Consider the following 14,397-nt stretch of genomic DNA (forward strand, 5'->3'; position numbering starts at 1 on the left):
GTGGTTGTTCGTGTTGCGGAGAAAATTGGCTGTATCCTTCATTTCGATCAGCTTATTGCTGTCATCTCTTACAGGTGCCGTTGCTCTAGCCGGGGAACCGGATGTACGGTCTGCGGCGGATACGTTCCCGATCGGCATCTTCTGGCCTCCTGGCCCCCAAGAAACCTCATTTGGCAAGTACGAAGAAATTAAAGACATGAATGCGAATTTCATCGTGGCCGGCAATGGGCTAGTTGACCCCGGAGGTATCGATCCCGCATTGGTGCAAGCCGATGCTAACGGTCTATCGATGCTGGTTGGCGACTGGAATTTATCCTGGCGCTCCGATTTCGTCAAGCAGCCGGATACCGACAGCTTCATACCGATCAGCAATCACGATACTATTGGCCAAACGTTCACCTCCCCAAGCGGGACAGGATACTATCTGGGGTATGTTGCCCTTACAATTGAGCCTGAAGCGAGTCCGGCTAGCGGTACGCTCACGCTCAAGCTGTACGACAATGCGGCGAAGACGACCCAGCTTGGCAGTGCGCAGATTCCGGTTCCAACCGCATCAAGCCGTGCCGTGTTCGGTTTCGGGATTCCCGCAGCCGGGAACCAGTCCTACTACATGGAGGTAACCGAAAGTCCAGGCGGTACCTATGGGAATGTCGCCATCCAATCGAGCGATGTCTATTCCGGCGGCGAAATGTATACGGGCGGAGCTGCATTAGCCAAGGACTTGGCTTTCGAAATACACTTCGAGCAGTTCGCTTACAATGACGGCAGAAGACCGTCGGATGCGACTTTGGATGCCATTGCCGCCCATTATAGCGCGAAGCCGGCCGTTCTCGGCTATAGTCTCTACGATGAGCCGAGTGCCGATAAGATGGCTCGGCTGGAGGAAATCTCACGACGCCTGCGGGTGAATGATCCAAATCGGATCTCATTCGTCAATCTGCTGCCGAATTATGCTTCCTACACCCAGCTCTTCGGTACGACTCCGAATGACGGGAATTGGGTGACAGCAAGTAATACAATGGGTCAGACATTCAAGACGGGCGTGAACGAATCGTACATTTCCACCATTCAGCTATGGATCGATCCTGTTCAGTGGACGACGGATGAGCAGCTCACGCTTACGCTCTGGGATTCCCCGGCCAAAACGGCGGCAGTCGCCACGACTACGATGTCGGGAACAGGCTACAGTTGGCCTCAGTTTACGCTGAATACGCCGGTCACGCCGGATACGAGCTATTATATGGAGCTGACGCATGCAGGCGGAGGCGACGGGTCGGTAGGCTGGGTCGTCCATTCGGGCATCGGGAACAAAGCTTTTTACAACGGTACGGCTTATATCAATGGATCTTCCATTCAAGCGGATTTATGGTATACGATCAATCAGAACCTTCAGGCCGGGACGTATGAGGATTATGTTTACCGATGGGTGAGATCGAATCCGGATGTGCTCGTCTACGATCATTATCCGTTCCGCGTCAATAACGGCTTCAGCAGCGGGTATTACGAGAATATGGAAGTCGTAAGACGGCAGTCGTTAGCCGGAGATGTTGATTTCTGGACGTATATTCAATCGGTCGGGATCGACAATTATTTGCGCCCTCCGACGAAGGCGGATCTGAACTATCACATCTATACCAGTCTGGCTTACGGGGCCAAGGGGTATATCTATTTCACCTATACGACCCCTCAGAATCAAGGTGCGGAGCAGTTCAGCCAAGGTCTGATTTTGCCGGATGGCACCAAGAATATCTCCTATGACTGGGCGAAGGACATCAATGCGGAAGTGCTGAATCTTGGCCCGACGCTGCTGAAGCTTACATCACAGGATGTTTATCACGCGGAGACTGATGTACTTCCGGCAGGAACGACCGCGCTGCCGTCTGCATTCTTCTGGCAGCCGTCCGGCACCGATGAGCGGATGCCGATGATCGTCTCCTCCTTCCTTGATGAGAATGGCCGGCAATATGTGATGGTGGTGAACAAAGATCTGGAGCAGTCCCATTCGCAGAGCTTTACGCTGTCGAACGGCGCTCAGACGGTCACAGAGGTTTCCAAAGCTAGCGGTCTTGAAACTGCAACCGACTATGATACGGCAACCGGAACGTTGTCCTCCGGGTTTGCACCGGGAGAGGGCAGGCTGTATGCACTCGATTTCACACCGGTAAGCAGCGGTCCCGAGGCCTTGTTAACGGGCACGGCTCCGGTTCAAGCAGGGAAGAAGTTCACGCTTGCTTATGAACTTAATAGCTTGTCAGAGGATATATTCGCTCAGGACGTGAAGCTGCATTACGATCCGTCTGCCGCTCAGTTTGTCTCCGCAAAGCCGGCAGCGGATGGAGTCAAGCTTGTCCGGACAGTCAAGGAGCCAGGTGGTAAGCTTCGTTTCATTCTGGCTAGCGAAGGAGCCAATCATCCGGTTACGGGGCAGGCGGCGATACTGAATCTGACCTTCAAAGCAAAGAATAGCTTGTCTTCATCCGCTGATTCCGTATCGCTGTCAAGCGCAGTGCTGGGAAGCGCACAGGGGACCGAAATCCAGGCGGCAAAGTCGTCGCCTTCTGCACAGGATTCGGCGGAACGGCATCGGAATTCGGATGCCGACATCAACCAGGACGGAATTGTGTCCGTCGGCGATCTTGCTATGGCAGCAGCGAATTATGGGAAGAGCAAGAGGAGCTCCGATTGGGAGCAAGTGAAGCGAGCGGATGTGCGTAGCAACGGAAAGATCGATGAGAAGGATCTGGAGGATATTGCAAAATCCATGGGTTAATAAGAAGGGTACGGCCTGCGCTTAGACAGGTCGTACCCTTCTTCTTCATTCACCGGTGCTAGAGAGGGAACTTGATCGATTTCTTGTAAAGGGGATACAGCCACTTGACTCCTGCGGGCGTCAAAGTGTCTGCAATCAAGTGCGATAGATAGCCTGCGGTAGCGACAACCATGATCCCTTCCTGTTGAAGGTGATTCTCCAGTCCGGAGCCGATCGCGGCCCAAGCCGCCAATGCCCAGACGGTATGGGTCATTCCCCGATGGTTCAGCCAAGGCACCCAGGCTACAAACAATCCAAAGCCCATTAACCAATTCAGCTCCGTGACCCAGCCCCAATAGAGCAGCCCGGCTCCGATTAGGCTTACGAGAGCGTTGCGGATGATGCCTTCCTTCGTAATGAAGCCGAGGAGGAAGGCGATTACGGCAACGAGAGCGAGCTCGCGGTGAAACACTTGCTGCGCGTAATAGTAGTAGGCGATGCCAAGCGCCAGTAGAATTCCGCCCCACAAGCCGAATTCACGCAGCAGCTTGGATGCTTTGCCCAGCTTGCTGCTGAGCATGTTCGTCCCGTCCAGATCCGCACTAAGCGCGGAGAAGCCTGCAACCGCTACATATAAGGCCGCGCTCTTGGGCGTGAACGGGTAATAAGCCGCTGCGGCCAGTCCGATCACGACGCCTATCGTTAGATGCGTTGATCCTTTCATACCTTCCCTATCCTCCGTATCTCCTGTTGTTCAAATATAAGTAAGTATAAGTTGCCGAGATACTTCGCTTATATTTCTGAAAGATGAAACGCAGTTCGCCGCTTATGACGGCGTCTGCCGTTTCTTCTCGTTCGATGCAAACATATGTTTGCTTGGTTATTATACCTACTTGGTCCGGCCAAGACAATACGCTGCAGGAAAAATGAGCACAAACGACTATTTGTTACGAATGAACGCAGCATGGACAACCTGGTTAAGGAAACTGCATTCCGTGTATAAATCCTTTATCCGATACGGGTTTCGAGCTCTGACAGCGGATGCCCGACGTACTGAAAACGAGGCTTTGCTGCGAACAGTGTATTTTAGACATCAAGAGCCGTACAGATCTGCAAATGGGGGACAATGAGATGCAGCCGAAAGGGAACATTCCCGAAATTAAGAAGCAAAATACAACGAATCCAATTGTCAATCGGGGAGGGAGGAAGAGGTCCGGTAGGAAGAGGGCCGGAAGGAAAAGGCCGGCATGGCAGACCTTCTTGTGGGCAGCTGCGATCCTCGGAATCGCTGCTTTGGCGGCTGGTTGGATCGCCTTCCGTATTCTGGTCGGGGCGCAGGATGTCAGCCAGCTCGACGAGCCCCTTCCTGCATCGACAGTATTATATGACCGCAGCGGCAAGGAAGTCAGCCGTCTTTCGCCGAACGAGATTCAAGCCGTAGCCTACGATAAGATGCCGCAGACGCTGATCGATGCCGTGACGGCGGTCGAAGATAAACGGTACTTCGAGCATCAGGGGATGGACATGTGGGCGATCGGCCGCGCATTTTATGCGAATCTGACAGCAGGCGGAACCGTTCAAGGCGGGAGCACCATTACGCAGCAGCTGGCGAAGAACGTCTTTCTGACCCATGAGCGTACATGGACCCGCAAGTGGAACGAGGTTCTCTTAGCCAAAAAGATCGAAGAAAATTATGATAAGCGCAAAATCATGGAGCTCTATCTCAATCAGATTTACTTCGGCGAAGGAGCATGGGGGATTAAGCGCGCTGCCGAAACCTATTTCAACAAAACGGTCGATCAGCTGACGCTTCCCGAATCGGCCATGCTGGCCGGTCTCATCCGGGCACCGTCCGCTCTGACGCCTTACAAGCACCCCAAGAAAGCGAAGGAACGGCGGGATCTTGTTCTAAGCCTCATGCATGAGCAAGGGAAAATTACGAAGGCTGAATATGACATTGCTTCCCGTGATCCCGTGAAGCTGCGCGGCGTGAAAGCGAATAAGTCAGGTGCCATGAAATATCCGTATTACGTCGATCAAGTGATACGAGAAGCGGGTGCCTTGTATGGATTGACGGAGAATGAAGTGCTTCATGGCGGACTGAGGATCTATACCGCATTGGACACGGGCATGCAGGAGGCTGCGCAGAAGGTATATGCCAACAAGGCTTTGTTCCCGCAGAGCAAGCCGGATCAATTGATTCAGAGCGGCACCGTTCTTGTCGATCCGCGCGATGGGGGAATACGCGCCATAATCGGCGGCCGGGGCGATCAGCCTTTCCGCGGCTTTAATCGCGCATCGCAGTTAAAACGTCAGCCCGGTTCGACGATGAAACCGATCGCCGCCTATACACCTGCATTGGAACGAGGCTACCGTCCTTCCGATACGCTGGTGGACGAGCCTGTCGATTTCGGCGGCTATCGGCCGAAGAATGCCGGAGGTACGTATCATGGCGAGGTATCCTTATACGAAGCGCTCGTTCATTCTTACAATGTACCCGCCGTTAAGCTGTTGAACGAGATTGGAATCGATGCCGGATTGGAAGCGGCGGAACGGTTCGGAATCGAGCTGACCGACGGGGACCGCACGCTGGGGCTTGCCCTTGGCGGCTTGCAGGAAGGCGTGTCGCCGCTGGATATGGCAGAGGCATTCGGCGTTTATGCCAATGAAGGGGCGCGAATTCCGGCCCATACGATTATTCGCATCGAATCTGCGGACGGGGTCGTACTCGCAGATGCCGGCGGCCTGGCCGCAGAGCAAGTCATCGAACCTGAGATTGCCCATACGATGACTGCGATGCTTGAAGGGGTTGTACGCGAAGGTACAGGGCAAGCGGCGGCTATTGCCGGCCGGCAGGTAGCCGGTAAGACAGGCACGACGGAGATGCCTGGTACAAGCGGCAGCGGGGCGAAGGACAACTGGTTCGTCGGGTATACGCCCCAGCTTGTGGGAGCGGTATGGATCGGCTACGACAAGACCGATAGCGCTCACTACTTGACGACAACCTCCAAGGCGGCGGCCGCTGTATTCCAGGCTTTGATGACCGAAGCGCTTGACGGGGAGCCTGTACTTGCTTTTCCTGCCGCGAAGGGCATGAACGTCAAAGGGAAGAAGGATGGCGCTAAGTACAATGACGATGACGATGATGAGAAGCAAGAGAAGAAAGACAAGAAGGACAAGAAGGACAAGCATAAGGACAAGGAAGACAAGAAGAAGGATAACCGCAATGATAAAGACAAAGAGAATGGCAAGGGCCGGGATAAGGAAGACCGGTCCGATCGAGGGAAGAAGAACGACAATGATTAATGGTTGATCGGCGGCATCGATGTGAACGAAGGATTGGCATATATCGATGTAAAGAATCGGAGCCCAATTAACACCGGGCTCCGTTTTTTATGTCCGCTATCTGATTGGAAGAGCGTATTCTCCGGTGCACTATTTAATAGGTTTGATATGGTGAAAAACAACAAGTTGAAGCCTTAATCCGCATTCCTTACGTCAGTAGACTTATCTTCATAGAACCTAACCAACAAGGAGTGTGCAGAATGAATGCTTGACATGCTTACGGACATGAGAGCCGTTATTTTCGATTTCCAGGCCATTATGGAGAGTGTTGCGGACACCAGATCCGTTATATGGACCTGATACCGGCATCATTGGCGGAATTCAAGCGAATAACGAATCGTATGTCCGCAGCGGCGGTCATACAAAGGAAGTCGCGCAAATTAGGGATCCAATGTCCGTTAGGCCATTCGTTCGAATTAGGTGACTCAGCATTCAGCGAAACGTTTTATAGCGGATGAACATAATCGTGCTGCTTTTTTCTTGAATTCGTCTTGATATATTTGTATAATCCCTTTGTTTGACTAGGGGGGGGCGATGTGAACTGGAAAGCAGCTGTAGCCGCGGTTCTGGGATTGCAATTACTCGTTACGCCTGCCATGCAGGCATGCGCAGCCAGTTTGAACGCAAAAGAAGTGACGCTTAATACGATGCAAATCAATAACCATCCTGCAAAATATGAACCGCAGAAAGGGACTTTTTTAGGAGCTTATATCCTTCAAGATGAAACCATTCGAGCTGATATCGGCACTTTCACCGAACGGACGGACAAGCAGCATGCCAGCTATTTTCGCAATGTCGGCTACGGAAAACCCTTTCCGAAACAATGGGTGGAACAAGTAAAAGCGGCGGGCGGGTTTCCTCATATTTCCTGGGAGCCGGACGATGGGTTAGAAAAAAGTCCGTAATGATGCTTATTATTCCTTAACAAGCAACCCTAGAGTATTAGAAGCGTATAAGCAAGTTATTGCTAATCCGCATTATCTTACTAATCGATAATCTACCGGTACCCTTTCTTGTGGGTGCCGGCTTTTTGTTATACGCAAGCTTGCTGGGCAGCCGCAATGTCCTGTGAAAAAGGAAATGATGTCCATTTGTCGAATAAAGGGTAGATGTGTGCAAACTTACGACTTGGGCTTCGGGAAAGGAAGAACATATCGAATGATACGAGCATGTAACGAACGTGATGTGGAGACGATCTATGCGATTATCAATGACGCGGCGATTGCTTATGATGGCGTAATTCCTGAGGATTGCTACCATGCCCCCTATATGGGCTTAGAGGAACTGAAGAGGGAGATCAGTGACGGTGTCCGGTTTTGGGGCTATGGGGAAGATGGAGAGCTGCTGGGCGTGATGGGAATGCAGGAAAAAGGCGATGTCTCGCTAATCAGGCATGCCTATGTGAGAACGAAGAGGCGGGGTGGAGGGATCGGCGGTCAATTGCTGCGGTCAATCGTCAGTCAAACCGATAAGCCTATCCTGATCGGGACTTGGGAAGCGGCTGCTTGGGCAATTTCCTTCTATAAGCGTAATGGATTTCAGATCGTCTCCAGCGAGGAGAAAGAAGTGCTGCTGCGCAAATATTGGAAGGTCTCAGCGCGGCAAATCGAGACTTCGGTGGTATTGTGCAATAGCTCCTTCCATAACGAAATGAGGCAGTCTTGATGCGGAAGAATCTTCCGATTCGAACGGCTGCCCGTGCTGTAATCATTCGTGACGATAAGCTGTTAGTGCTTCGAAGATCAGGTATTCAAGGAGAGTTTTTTGTCCTGCCAGGCGGGGGCCAAGAACATGGGGAATCGATACGGGAAACTTTAGTAAGAGAAGTATTCGAGGAAGTAAGCCTTCGTGTAGAACCTGAAGAGCTGCTCTTCATTAATGAGTTTATTGGAAGCAAACACTCGGCTTTCCCCGAACAAGAACGCGACGTACACCAATTGGATTTCACGTTCTTGTGCAAGGTTGAAGGTAACGAAGAGGCCAAGATCGGACAGACTCCAGATGTGCATCAAACAGGAATCGCATGGATTCCATTGTCCGAAATTATGAGTTACGATTTGCACCCTAAGGAAGATCTAAACTTTATCATGGGAGCACCGACTCGGGATGTATTAAAGGCATGGCTAAGCAACCGGGAGAGGTACCAACCCCCAATCTTGATCTGATTCATCGCACAGCCACTCCGATTGATCACAGCGATGGGAATAAGGTATCCGTCCGAATTGATCCAACAAGGGATGGCCAATCAGATAAAATAACTATTAATGTCACATGTAAAGACATAACGATTAAGACGGAACGTACAGAAGAAGGAACTCGAAAGGTACTGGAAGCGCAGCAATGCGATGGCGACCAGACCGTTGAGAAGTTTCGAATAACGACTCTCGAAGTAGAGTGATTTTGGAGAATCGCCGGCGATTGCTTTTATTTCCCCTATTGGTCCTGGATGGAGGAGAGCCCATGCTTACATATTCAATCAGACCCATTAATGAAGAAGATGTGCCCTTTCTATGGGAGATGCTGTTTGAGTCGCTGCATGTTCGAGATGGCCAAGAGCCCTTCGGCAGAGAGGTGATACGAGAACCGTCCTTGGCTAAGTATGTTGAAGGCTGGGGGAGAGAAGGGGATCTCGGCTATATTGCCGTCAATAGCGAGGGTCAATCGATCGGTTCAATAACTAGCCGATTTTACAAGGAGCAGAATCAAGGATTTGGATTCATCCGTCATGATATACCCGAACTGGGCATGGCCATTATACCGGAATATAGAGGCAAGGGAATCGGGACCGCTTTATTAAGCAGACTTTTCGAGGAGCTGGCGCTAGCAGGAATCAAGCAGGTATCATTGAGTGTTGATCCAACGAATCGGACAGCCGTAAAATTATATCGACGGTTCGGGTTCGTCGAAGCCTGTATGGTGGATACATCCATTACGATGGTCGCATACGTGAATGGTTAGAGAGTGCAGCGGAGGCCCTGCATGATTCCGATCGAGGAGTTGAATGAATGACAATCGATCTTTCTTTTATAACAAGCGTGAAACATCGGGGTATTCTGGAGAATCTCCTTGCAGCCATACTTGCCGATCACGATATCATTGGCATGATGGTTATCGGCTCTCATGCACGCGGGGATGCACTTCCGGAATCGGATCTGGATCTAATGTTGTTTTTGAGAGAGGGCAGGTCTAGGGAATTCCAAGCCGTTACCATCGATCATATCCTGGTCGAATACAAGTATGCAGATCTGAACAAAGCCAAGAGCCGGCTTGAAACGAATCCGATGGAAGTATATGCATACCTGGACGGGCAAGTATTGTTCGATTCGGACCAGATCATCGAAACCTTGATGGGCGAGGCAGCAGCAAGATTCGTTAACTATCGTATGGATGAACGGGAAAGAAAGGCCATCCATCACTGGCTAAGTTCGGCGAAGATCAAGATACAGGCGGCCGTTCAATCAAGAGACGGCTTGAAGGCTTCATTCGTAACGGCATCGACTTCATATAAGATCCTGGAAGGATTATGGACCGTATGCAAGAAGCCGCTGCCGCCAGCAGGCTCCATCATCGCCCATTTGGACGATTTGAAGGACGACGTGCCCGGCATCCGGACTTTATTTCAGTTATTATTTACAGGAACTCCAGATGAACGGGCAGATACGGCAATCGAGATGATCGAATGGATCGACAGCAGGATTTTAATAGACTGAGGGACAGGGAGATCTAAAGGTAAGGAGAATGGTTGCCTTGAATATTCGATTAGCCAATCCAAGTGACAGCGGCGGAATAGCGCGAGCGCATGTGGACAGCTGGAAAACCGCCTATAAAGGGATCATTTCCGACCGATACCTGGATAACCTTTCGTACGAAGGCCGGGCAAAGAATTGGAAATGGGTGTTTGATCATCCGCAACCGGACGAAGTGATCTTCGTGGCTGAAGAACGGGGAGCCATCGTCGGTTTTATAAATGGCGGCAAGAGCAGAGAGTCCGCACTGGACTATGACGCCGAGCTCTACGCTCTATATTTAGTGAGAGATGCACAGGGAAAAGGATATGGAAAGCTGCTCTATAACAGCTTAGTCGAGCACATAAAAAAATCTCGTTATCAGTCGATGATGGTGTGGGTGCTGGAGCGCAATCCTTCCATGGCATTCTATCAAAAGCTTGGGGGACAGTTTGTCGGGCGCAAAGAGATCCGAATTGGTGATGACGTATTGTTCGAAGCGGCTCTTGGTTGGAAGGAGCTTGGATAGCCGTATGGCACGCCGTTATACATATCTATGCCGAGCTCATTGCCAATTGGTTGGTTAAAAGGGCGTTTCCCGCATGGTTCCCGGAAGGAGATTGCAATGAAAATCGTCATTGAAGGCCCCAGCGCAGTCGGTAAAACCAAGCTATGTCGATCCATTGAAGCTGAGTTCGCAGCATATACGGTGCAAGAAACGATCGTTGAACCGATACCGGGTTGTTCACCCGCGGAAGAAGCGATCCATTACCTAAATCAAGAAGTCCATCGATGGCAAATCTCTGAGGAGATGGAGCGGAAGCATCCATTGGTTCTGCTCGATACCGATCCATTCAAGTCCTTATGGTTTAATAAGGCATTTGGTTATATGAATTGTATGGGGCTGCAAGAGCTGGACATTTTTTTCGGACCCCTTGTTGCTGCGGGCGAACTTCGTTTCCCCGACCTATATATTCTCTTGGATGCGGACGAGCATGAATTACAACGGCGCAAAGAACAAGACTCCCATAGAGAAAGGCATGAATTCGAATGGGTTTCTCTTGCGAATGAAATGAGACGCCGCTATTACAGGCAAATCAATCATTTGCTTCCGGGGAGCGTCTGGTTCATTCATGCCATAGATGCGGATGCGACCGTACGGGAAGTGTGCCGCCGCATTCCGATTCTGAAACCCGGCAAATTAAGTTACGATAACTATGCTTCCATGATTCGATGGTTAGCAGTGCATAATTAAGAGATCGATAATCAAGGGGGATATCCGATGTCGACAAGTAAACCTATTAGCAGAAGTACTCATGAAGAAAGCAGTTATGTAAGAAACAAGTTGATTGAATTCAATGCCAGGCATGTACCGGATGATTTGCAGAATAACTATCAAGAAATCAATCTCGTCATGAAGAATGAACAGGATGAAATCGTGGGCGGTCTGAACAGCGTGTTTTGCTGGGACTGGATCGAAGTAGACATATTGTGGGTCGATGAATCGTACAGAGGCAGGGATTATGGCACCAGGCTCTTGAAGGAGATCGAAGAGATCGCCAAAGACAAGAAATGCACATTCATCAAATTGAATACATTCAGTTTCCAAGCGCCGGATTTTTATAAAAAACAGGGGTATCGGATCATCGGCCTCATTGAGGATGCCCCGAGAGGACATACACACTATTACTTCAAGAAGGAGATCTAAGTCGGTCAATCTAACCGTTCAATCCAATTACTTGAGGGAGACCCCAATGATAAAGCCGGGATTCAATCTTGCAGAGCTTCAGCAGTATATTAAGAATAAGGATTACCGTCCGGATCAAGGAATGAATTATTTCTATAAGCTGGTCGAAGAAGTCGGCGAACTGTCCGAGGTATTAAGAAAGAATAGACGCATGACGGAGGAGGGGAATATTAAAGGCACAATAGAAGAAGAGTTATACGATGTGTTGTATTACGTTGTCGCTATTGCCAATATTCATGGGATAAATCTGGAAGAAACCGTATTCATGAAAGAAAAAATAAATCAGGTGAAATGGAATCAGACATAAGGTCGGCTGTTATGTCTTGGAGGAGAGTACTATGCACAGAAACGTAATGCTTATTAAACCGACGATCAGCCTGCAGCAGCAATATTTTTCGTTCTATCGGGAATGGAAAGCAAGCGGTGAGCCTATGGTGCCTTGGGTGATCAGCAAGGATCCATCCGACTTCGAAGGCATGATTCTAGCTCTGGCGGAAAATGAGAAAGGCGACAATCTGCCCGAGGGCTGGGTACGTGATTCTACATATTGGCTCATTTCGGAAGACAAGGATGTTATCGGGGCTGTTAATATCAGACATCAATTAAACGAGAAGCTTCTATACAGCGGCGGGCATATCGGCTACGGGATCCGCCCTTCCGAACGAAGAAGAGGGTATGCCACGGAATTGCTGCGCTTATCGCTGGCAAAAGCCAAGGAATTAGGAATTCATAAAGCGCTTGTGGTATGCGATGCAGCGAACGTCGCTTCAGAAAGAACGATTCGGAATAACGGCGGAATACCGGATACGGATTATATTGAAGAAGATGGCAATGTAATCAAAAGATTTTGGTTGGATACTTAGTAGCAGGAGATTTCAATTCCATGAAAATTATAATGATCGGATCCGGCGGATCCGGCAAATCGACGTTGGCCAGGCAGGTGGGTTCGATACTCGGATTGCCCGTATATCATCTGGATGCCTATTACTACAAGTCAGGGTGGGTACCGACTCCAAAGGAGGAGTGGGATGAATTTCTGAGGCGGCTCATAGCGAAGAACGAATGGATTGTAGACGGTAACTATGGGCGAACCGTTCAGTTACGTATGGACGCAGCCGATGTTATCATCTTCTTCGATTTACCGCGATGGCTAACTACTTACCGGGTAATAAAGCGCCGAATCCAATATCATGGCAGAACCAGGCCTGATTTGAATGAAGGCTGCCCCGAAAGACTGGACTGGGCTTTTCTGAAATGGGTATGGAATTACAGGAAAACAAGCCGCAGCGGGATATTGGAGAAGATGCAGGCCTACAAGGGCGAGAAGACCATGATTGTGATCAACAAGACAAGCCAGGTCAAGGGATTGCTGAAACAGCTTGAGCTTGGAGGGAAGGATTATTTGCTGAATAAAGATAAAGGGCAATAGCAGGCATGATAGCCGGGCTCCTTGAATCCCCCGTCTACGAAAGATCGGCATGAACCCCATATCGGCTATCCTCGCCAACGGCCCGCTGGGCTACAAGTAAATCCATTCAAAACCTAGATGAGTCAAGGTAATCGCAGCACATGTTGCACACACCCTGTATAATATGAGGCGGAGATTTCGAATGTCAGTGGACTCCATCCTATCCATCCAATCCGTAGTGTGGTTAGTGACGATGAAGCAGCTCTTGATGTATGCTCCATCGGGAACTTTTACGGATGTTGCAATTGTACAATGCTTAGTCTGAAAGTGTCCAAGATGATTAGGGGGCTTTTTTGGAATGTTGTACAACGTGCAACAATACTCCTATTTCTACCCTCTTAGTGTCCATATTGTTGTACTTCATGCAAAAATGTGGATGGTTTTGCCGCTCAGAAGCCGGAATTGTTGCAGGATATGCAACAATATTCGATTCACAAGGTTATTAATCGCCAAGTGTTGTATTACATACATGATTACGATGTCATTACGGTAATCTGTCATGGCGGCAACACTTTACCTGAGCTCTTCAAGTTCAGTCTTTCACTGATTCAACCTATAAATATCCGCCGCGCGGGAATCAAGGAGCAGATTCATGTATACCTATCGAATAGGTGAGCAGAAAGACCTTTCTCACATTGTAAATCTCTCGAAGCGATGGGTGGCAGAGGACATAACCGCCGGCTATGAGAATGTACAGTGGACGGAAGCGAAATTAATGAATCGCCTGAATGAATATTTCTACGTTGTTGAGGCGGATGGGAGAATAATCGGATATTCGTTCGGAGAAGTAAGGGCGGGTCAGGCGAGTCCCGTTATACCTCAAGCGGAGTCTTATCTGGAAATATTCGAAGTATACATTCATCCGGATTATCGGTCGGAAGGACTCGGGAAGAAGTTAGTCGGACGATTAATGGAGCAGGCGGAGAAGAACGGCGTGACGAGATTATTGGTCGGATCCTCCAACCGCAGGTGGAAAGAGACGGCGATGTTTTACGAGGAACTGGGATTTCATATGTGGTATTTTCAAATGTATAAGTAACTCATTTCCGGAGGTGCAATCATGATTCAAGTTTTCTTCCAATTGATTGATAACCAAGGAACTGTCCGTGAACCGGATGTGAAGCCTTATGAATTCGATGAGGCTGCCGTTCAAGCTCTCATGAATAGCGACGAGGTCTTCTATCCGGAGATTACGAAGCTGCATGATAATGGCCAGAGAAGGATACGTAAAACGGCTGTCATAGAACATACGGTGCTTGATCTGATGGACGGCATACCTGTGCTAAGAGTTACGCTGAGGGAGAAAGCGCCTAAGAATAAAGTAATTTAATATTGAGATACACCTTAGACATGGAGCTGAGAA

General features: G+C 49.6%; 16 protein-coding genes. 15 read left to right on the top strand and 1 reads right to left on the bottom strand.

Features of this window, described 5'->3' with window-relative positions; genetic code table 11:
• Nucleotides 1-10 precede the first annotated feature (10 nt).
• Entirely contained in the window at nucleotides 11-2,770 is a 2,760-nt protein-coding gene (locus tag L1F29_RS13320) for a cohesin domain-containing protein (protein WP_258388782.1), read from the top strand.
• A gap of 58 nt (nucleotides 2,771-2,828) precedes the next feature.
• Here the strand turns inward: L1F29_RS13320 and L1F29_RS13325 are convergent, their stop codons facing one another.
• A complete protein-coding gene (locus tag L1F29_RS13325) occupies nucleotides 2,829-3,473 on the bottom strand; it encodes a metal-dependent hydrolase (RefSeq protein ID WP_258388783.1) in 645 nt (214 codons plus the stop codon).
• Nucleotides 3,474-3,880: 407 nt separating this feature from the next.
• On the opposite strand from L1F29_RS13325, the gene L1F29_RS13330 reads away from it, so the two are divergent.
• The 14 genes from L1F29_RS13330 to L1F29_RS13395 all read left to right on the top strand — a co-directional run bounded on the left by L1F29_RS13330 (nucleotide 3,881) and on the right by L1F29_RS13395 (nucleotide 14,364).
• Entirely contained in the window at nucleotides 3,881-6,055 is a 2,175-nt protein-coding gene (locus tag L1F29_RS13330) for a transglycosylase domain-containing protein (RefSeq protein WP_258388784.1), read from the top strand.
• Nucleotides 6,056-6,630: 575 nt separating this feature from the next.
• A complete protein-coding gene (locus L1F29_RS13335; RefSeq protein ID WP_258388785.1) occupies nucleotides 6,631-6,999 on the top strand; it encodes a hypothetical protein in 369 nt (122 codons plus the stop codon).
• A gap of 253 nt (nucleotides 7,000-7,252) precedes the next feature.
• Nucleotides 7,253-7,759: a GNAT family N-acetyltransferase gene (locus tag L1F29_RS13340; protein ID WP_258388786.1), complete on the top strand. Its 507-nt coding sequence runs from the start codon at nucleotides 7,253-7,255 to the stop codon at nucleotides 7,757-7,759.
• Nucleotides 7,759-8,259: an NUDIX domain-containing protein gene (locus tag L1F29_RS13345; protein ID WP_258388787.1), complete on the top strand. Its 501-nt coding sequence runs from the start codon at nucleotides 7,759-7,761 to the stop codon at nucleotides 8,257-8,259. Before L1F29_RS13340 ends, L1F29_RS13345 begins: the two co-directional genes overlap by 1 nt.
• Before the next feature lie 295 nt (nucleotides 8,260-8,554).
• Nucleotides 8,555-9,052, top strand: coding sequence for a GNAT family N-acetyltransferase (locus L1F29_RS13350; RefSeq protein ID WP_258388788.1), 498 nt, complete (start codon nucleotides 8,555-8,557; stop codon nucleotides 9,050-9,052).
• Nucleotides 9,053-9,099: 47 nt separating this feature from the next.
• Entirely contained in the window at nucleotides 9,100-9,804 is a 705-nt protein-coding gene (locus L1F29_RS13355; RefSeq protein WP_258388789.1) for a nucleotidyltransferase domain-containing protein, read from the top strand.
• A gap of 37 nt (nucleotides 9,805-9,841) precedes the next feature.
• On the top strand, nucleotides 9,842-10,348 hold the full coding sequence (locus L1F29_RS13360; protein ID WP_258388790.1) for a GNAT family N-acetyltransferase: 507 nt from the start codon (nucleotides 9,842-9,844) through the stop codon (nucleotides 10,346-10,348).
• Nucleotides 10,349-10,444: 96 nt separating this feature from the next.
• Complete coding sequence (locus tag L1F29_RS13365; protein ID WP_258388791.1) at nucleotides 10,445-11,074, top strand: nucleoside/nucleotide kinase family protein; 630 nt, start codon at nucleotides 10,445-10,447, stop codon at nucleotides 11,072-11,074.
• Nucleotides 11,075-11,101: 27 nt separating this feature from the next.
• A complete protein-coding gene (locus L1F29_RS13370; protein ID WP_258388792.1) occupies nucleotides 11,102-11,527 on the top strand; it encodes a GNAT family N-acetyltransferase in 426 nt (141 codons plus the stop codon).
• A 46-nt stretch (nucleotides 11,528-11,573) separates the two neighbouring features.
• The gene (locus tag L1F29_RS13375) at nucleotides 11,574-11,873 is read left to right on the top strand and encodes a MazG nucleotide pyrophosphohydrolase domain-containing protein (protein WP_258388793.1); all 300 of its coding nucleotides are present in this window, start codon (nucleotides 11,574-11,576) and stop codon (nucleotides 11,871-11,873) included.
• A 31-nt stretch (nucleotides 11,874-11,904) separates the two neighbouring features.
• Nucleotides 11,905-12,429, top strand: coding sequence for a GNAT family N-acetyltransferase (locus L1F29_RS13380; protein WP_258388794.1), 525 nt, complete (start codon nucleotides 11,905-11,907; stop codon nucleotides 12,427-12,429).
• A 20-nt stretch (nucleotides 12,430-12,449) separates the two neighbouring features.
• Nucleotides 12,450-12,995 (top strand): DNA topology modulation protein, encoded by a 546-nt coding sequence (locus tag L1F29_RS13385; protein ID WP_258388795.1) that lies wholly within the window; start codon nucleotides 12,450-12,452, stop codon nucleotides 12,993-12,995.
• Between the two features lie 631 nt (nucleotides 12,996-13,626).
• Nucleotides 13,627-14,073 carry a GNAT family N-acetyltransferase gene (locus L1F29_RS13390; protein WP_258388796.1) on the top strand — a complete coding sequence of 149 codons (447 nt, stop codon included), beginning with the start codon at nucleotides 13,627-13,629 and terminating at the stop codon, nucleotides 14,071-14,073.
• A gap of 21 nt (nucleotides 14,074-14,094) precedes the next feature.
• Nucleotides 14,095-14,364 (top strand): hypothetical protein, encoded by a 270-nt coding sequence (locus L1F29_RS13395; RefSeq protein WP_258388797.1) that lies wholly within the window; start codon nucleotides 14,095-14,097, stop codon nucleotides 14,362-14,364.
• Nucleotides 14,365-14,397 lie beyond the last annotated feature (33 nt).

Source organism: Paenibacillus spongiae (assembly GCF_024734895.1).
GTDB classification, from domain to species: Bacteria; Bacillota; Bacilli; order Paenibacillales; family Paenibacillaceae; genus Paenibacillus_Z; species Paenibacillus_Z spongiae.

Bases quoted from the DNA above. Each gene is read 5' to 3' on its own strand.
- L1F29_RS13385 (WP_258388795.1), top strand. From the start codon at position 12,450: ATGAAAATTATAATGATCGGATCCGGCGGATCCGGCAAATCGACGTTG.
- L1F29_RS13330 (WP_258388784.1), top strand. From the start codon at position 3,881: ATGCAGCCGAAAGGGAACATTCCCGAAATTAAGAAGCAAAATACAACG.
- L1F29_RS13350 (WP_258388788.1), top strand. From the start codon at position 8,555: ATGCTTACATATTCAATCAGACCCATTAATGAAGAAGATGTGCCCTTT.
- L1F29_RS13390 (WP_258388796.1), top strand. From the start codon at position 13,627: ATGTATACCTATCGAATAGGTGAGCAGAAAGACCTTTCTCACATTGTA.
- L1F29_RS13345 (WP_258388787.1), top strand. From the start codon at position 7,759: ATGCGGAAGAATCTTCCGATTCGAACGGCTGCCCGTGCTGTAATCATT.
- L1F29_RS13365 (WP_258388791.1), top strand. From the start codon at position 10,445: ATGAAAATCGTCATTGAAGGCCCCAGCGCAGTCGGTAAAACCAAGCTA.
- L1F29_RS13375 (WP_258388793.1), top strand. From the start codon at position 11,574: ATGATAAAGCCGGGATTCAATCTTGCAGAGCTTCAGCAGTATATTAAG.
- L1F29_RS13395 (WP_258388797.1), top strand. From the start codon at position 14,095: ATGATTCAAGTTTTCTTCCAATTGATTGATAACCAAGGAACTGTCCGT.
- L1F29_RS13370 (WP_258388792.1), top strand. From the start codon at position 11,102: ATGTCGACAAGTAAACCTATTAGCAGAAGTACTCATGAAGAAAGCAGT.
- L1F29_RS13355 (WP_258388789.1), top strand. From the start codon at position 9,100: ATGACAATCGATCTTTCTTTTATAACAAGCGTGAAACATCGGGGTATT.
- L1F29_RS13380 (WP_258388794.1), top strand. From the start codon at position 11,905: ATGCACAGAAACGTAATGCTTATTAAACCGACGATCAGCCTGCAGCAG.
- L1F29_RS13325 (WP_258388783.1), bottom strand. From the start codon at position 3,473: ATGAAAGGATCAACGCATCTAACGATAGGCGTCGTGATCGGACTGGCC.
- L1F29_RS13340 (WP_258388786.1), top strand. From the start codon at position 7,253: ATGATACGAGCATGTAACGAACGTGATGTGGAGACGATCTATGCGATT.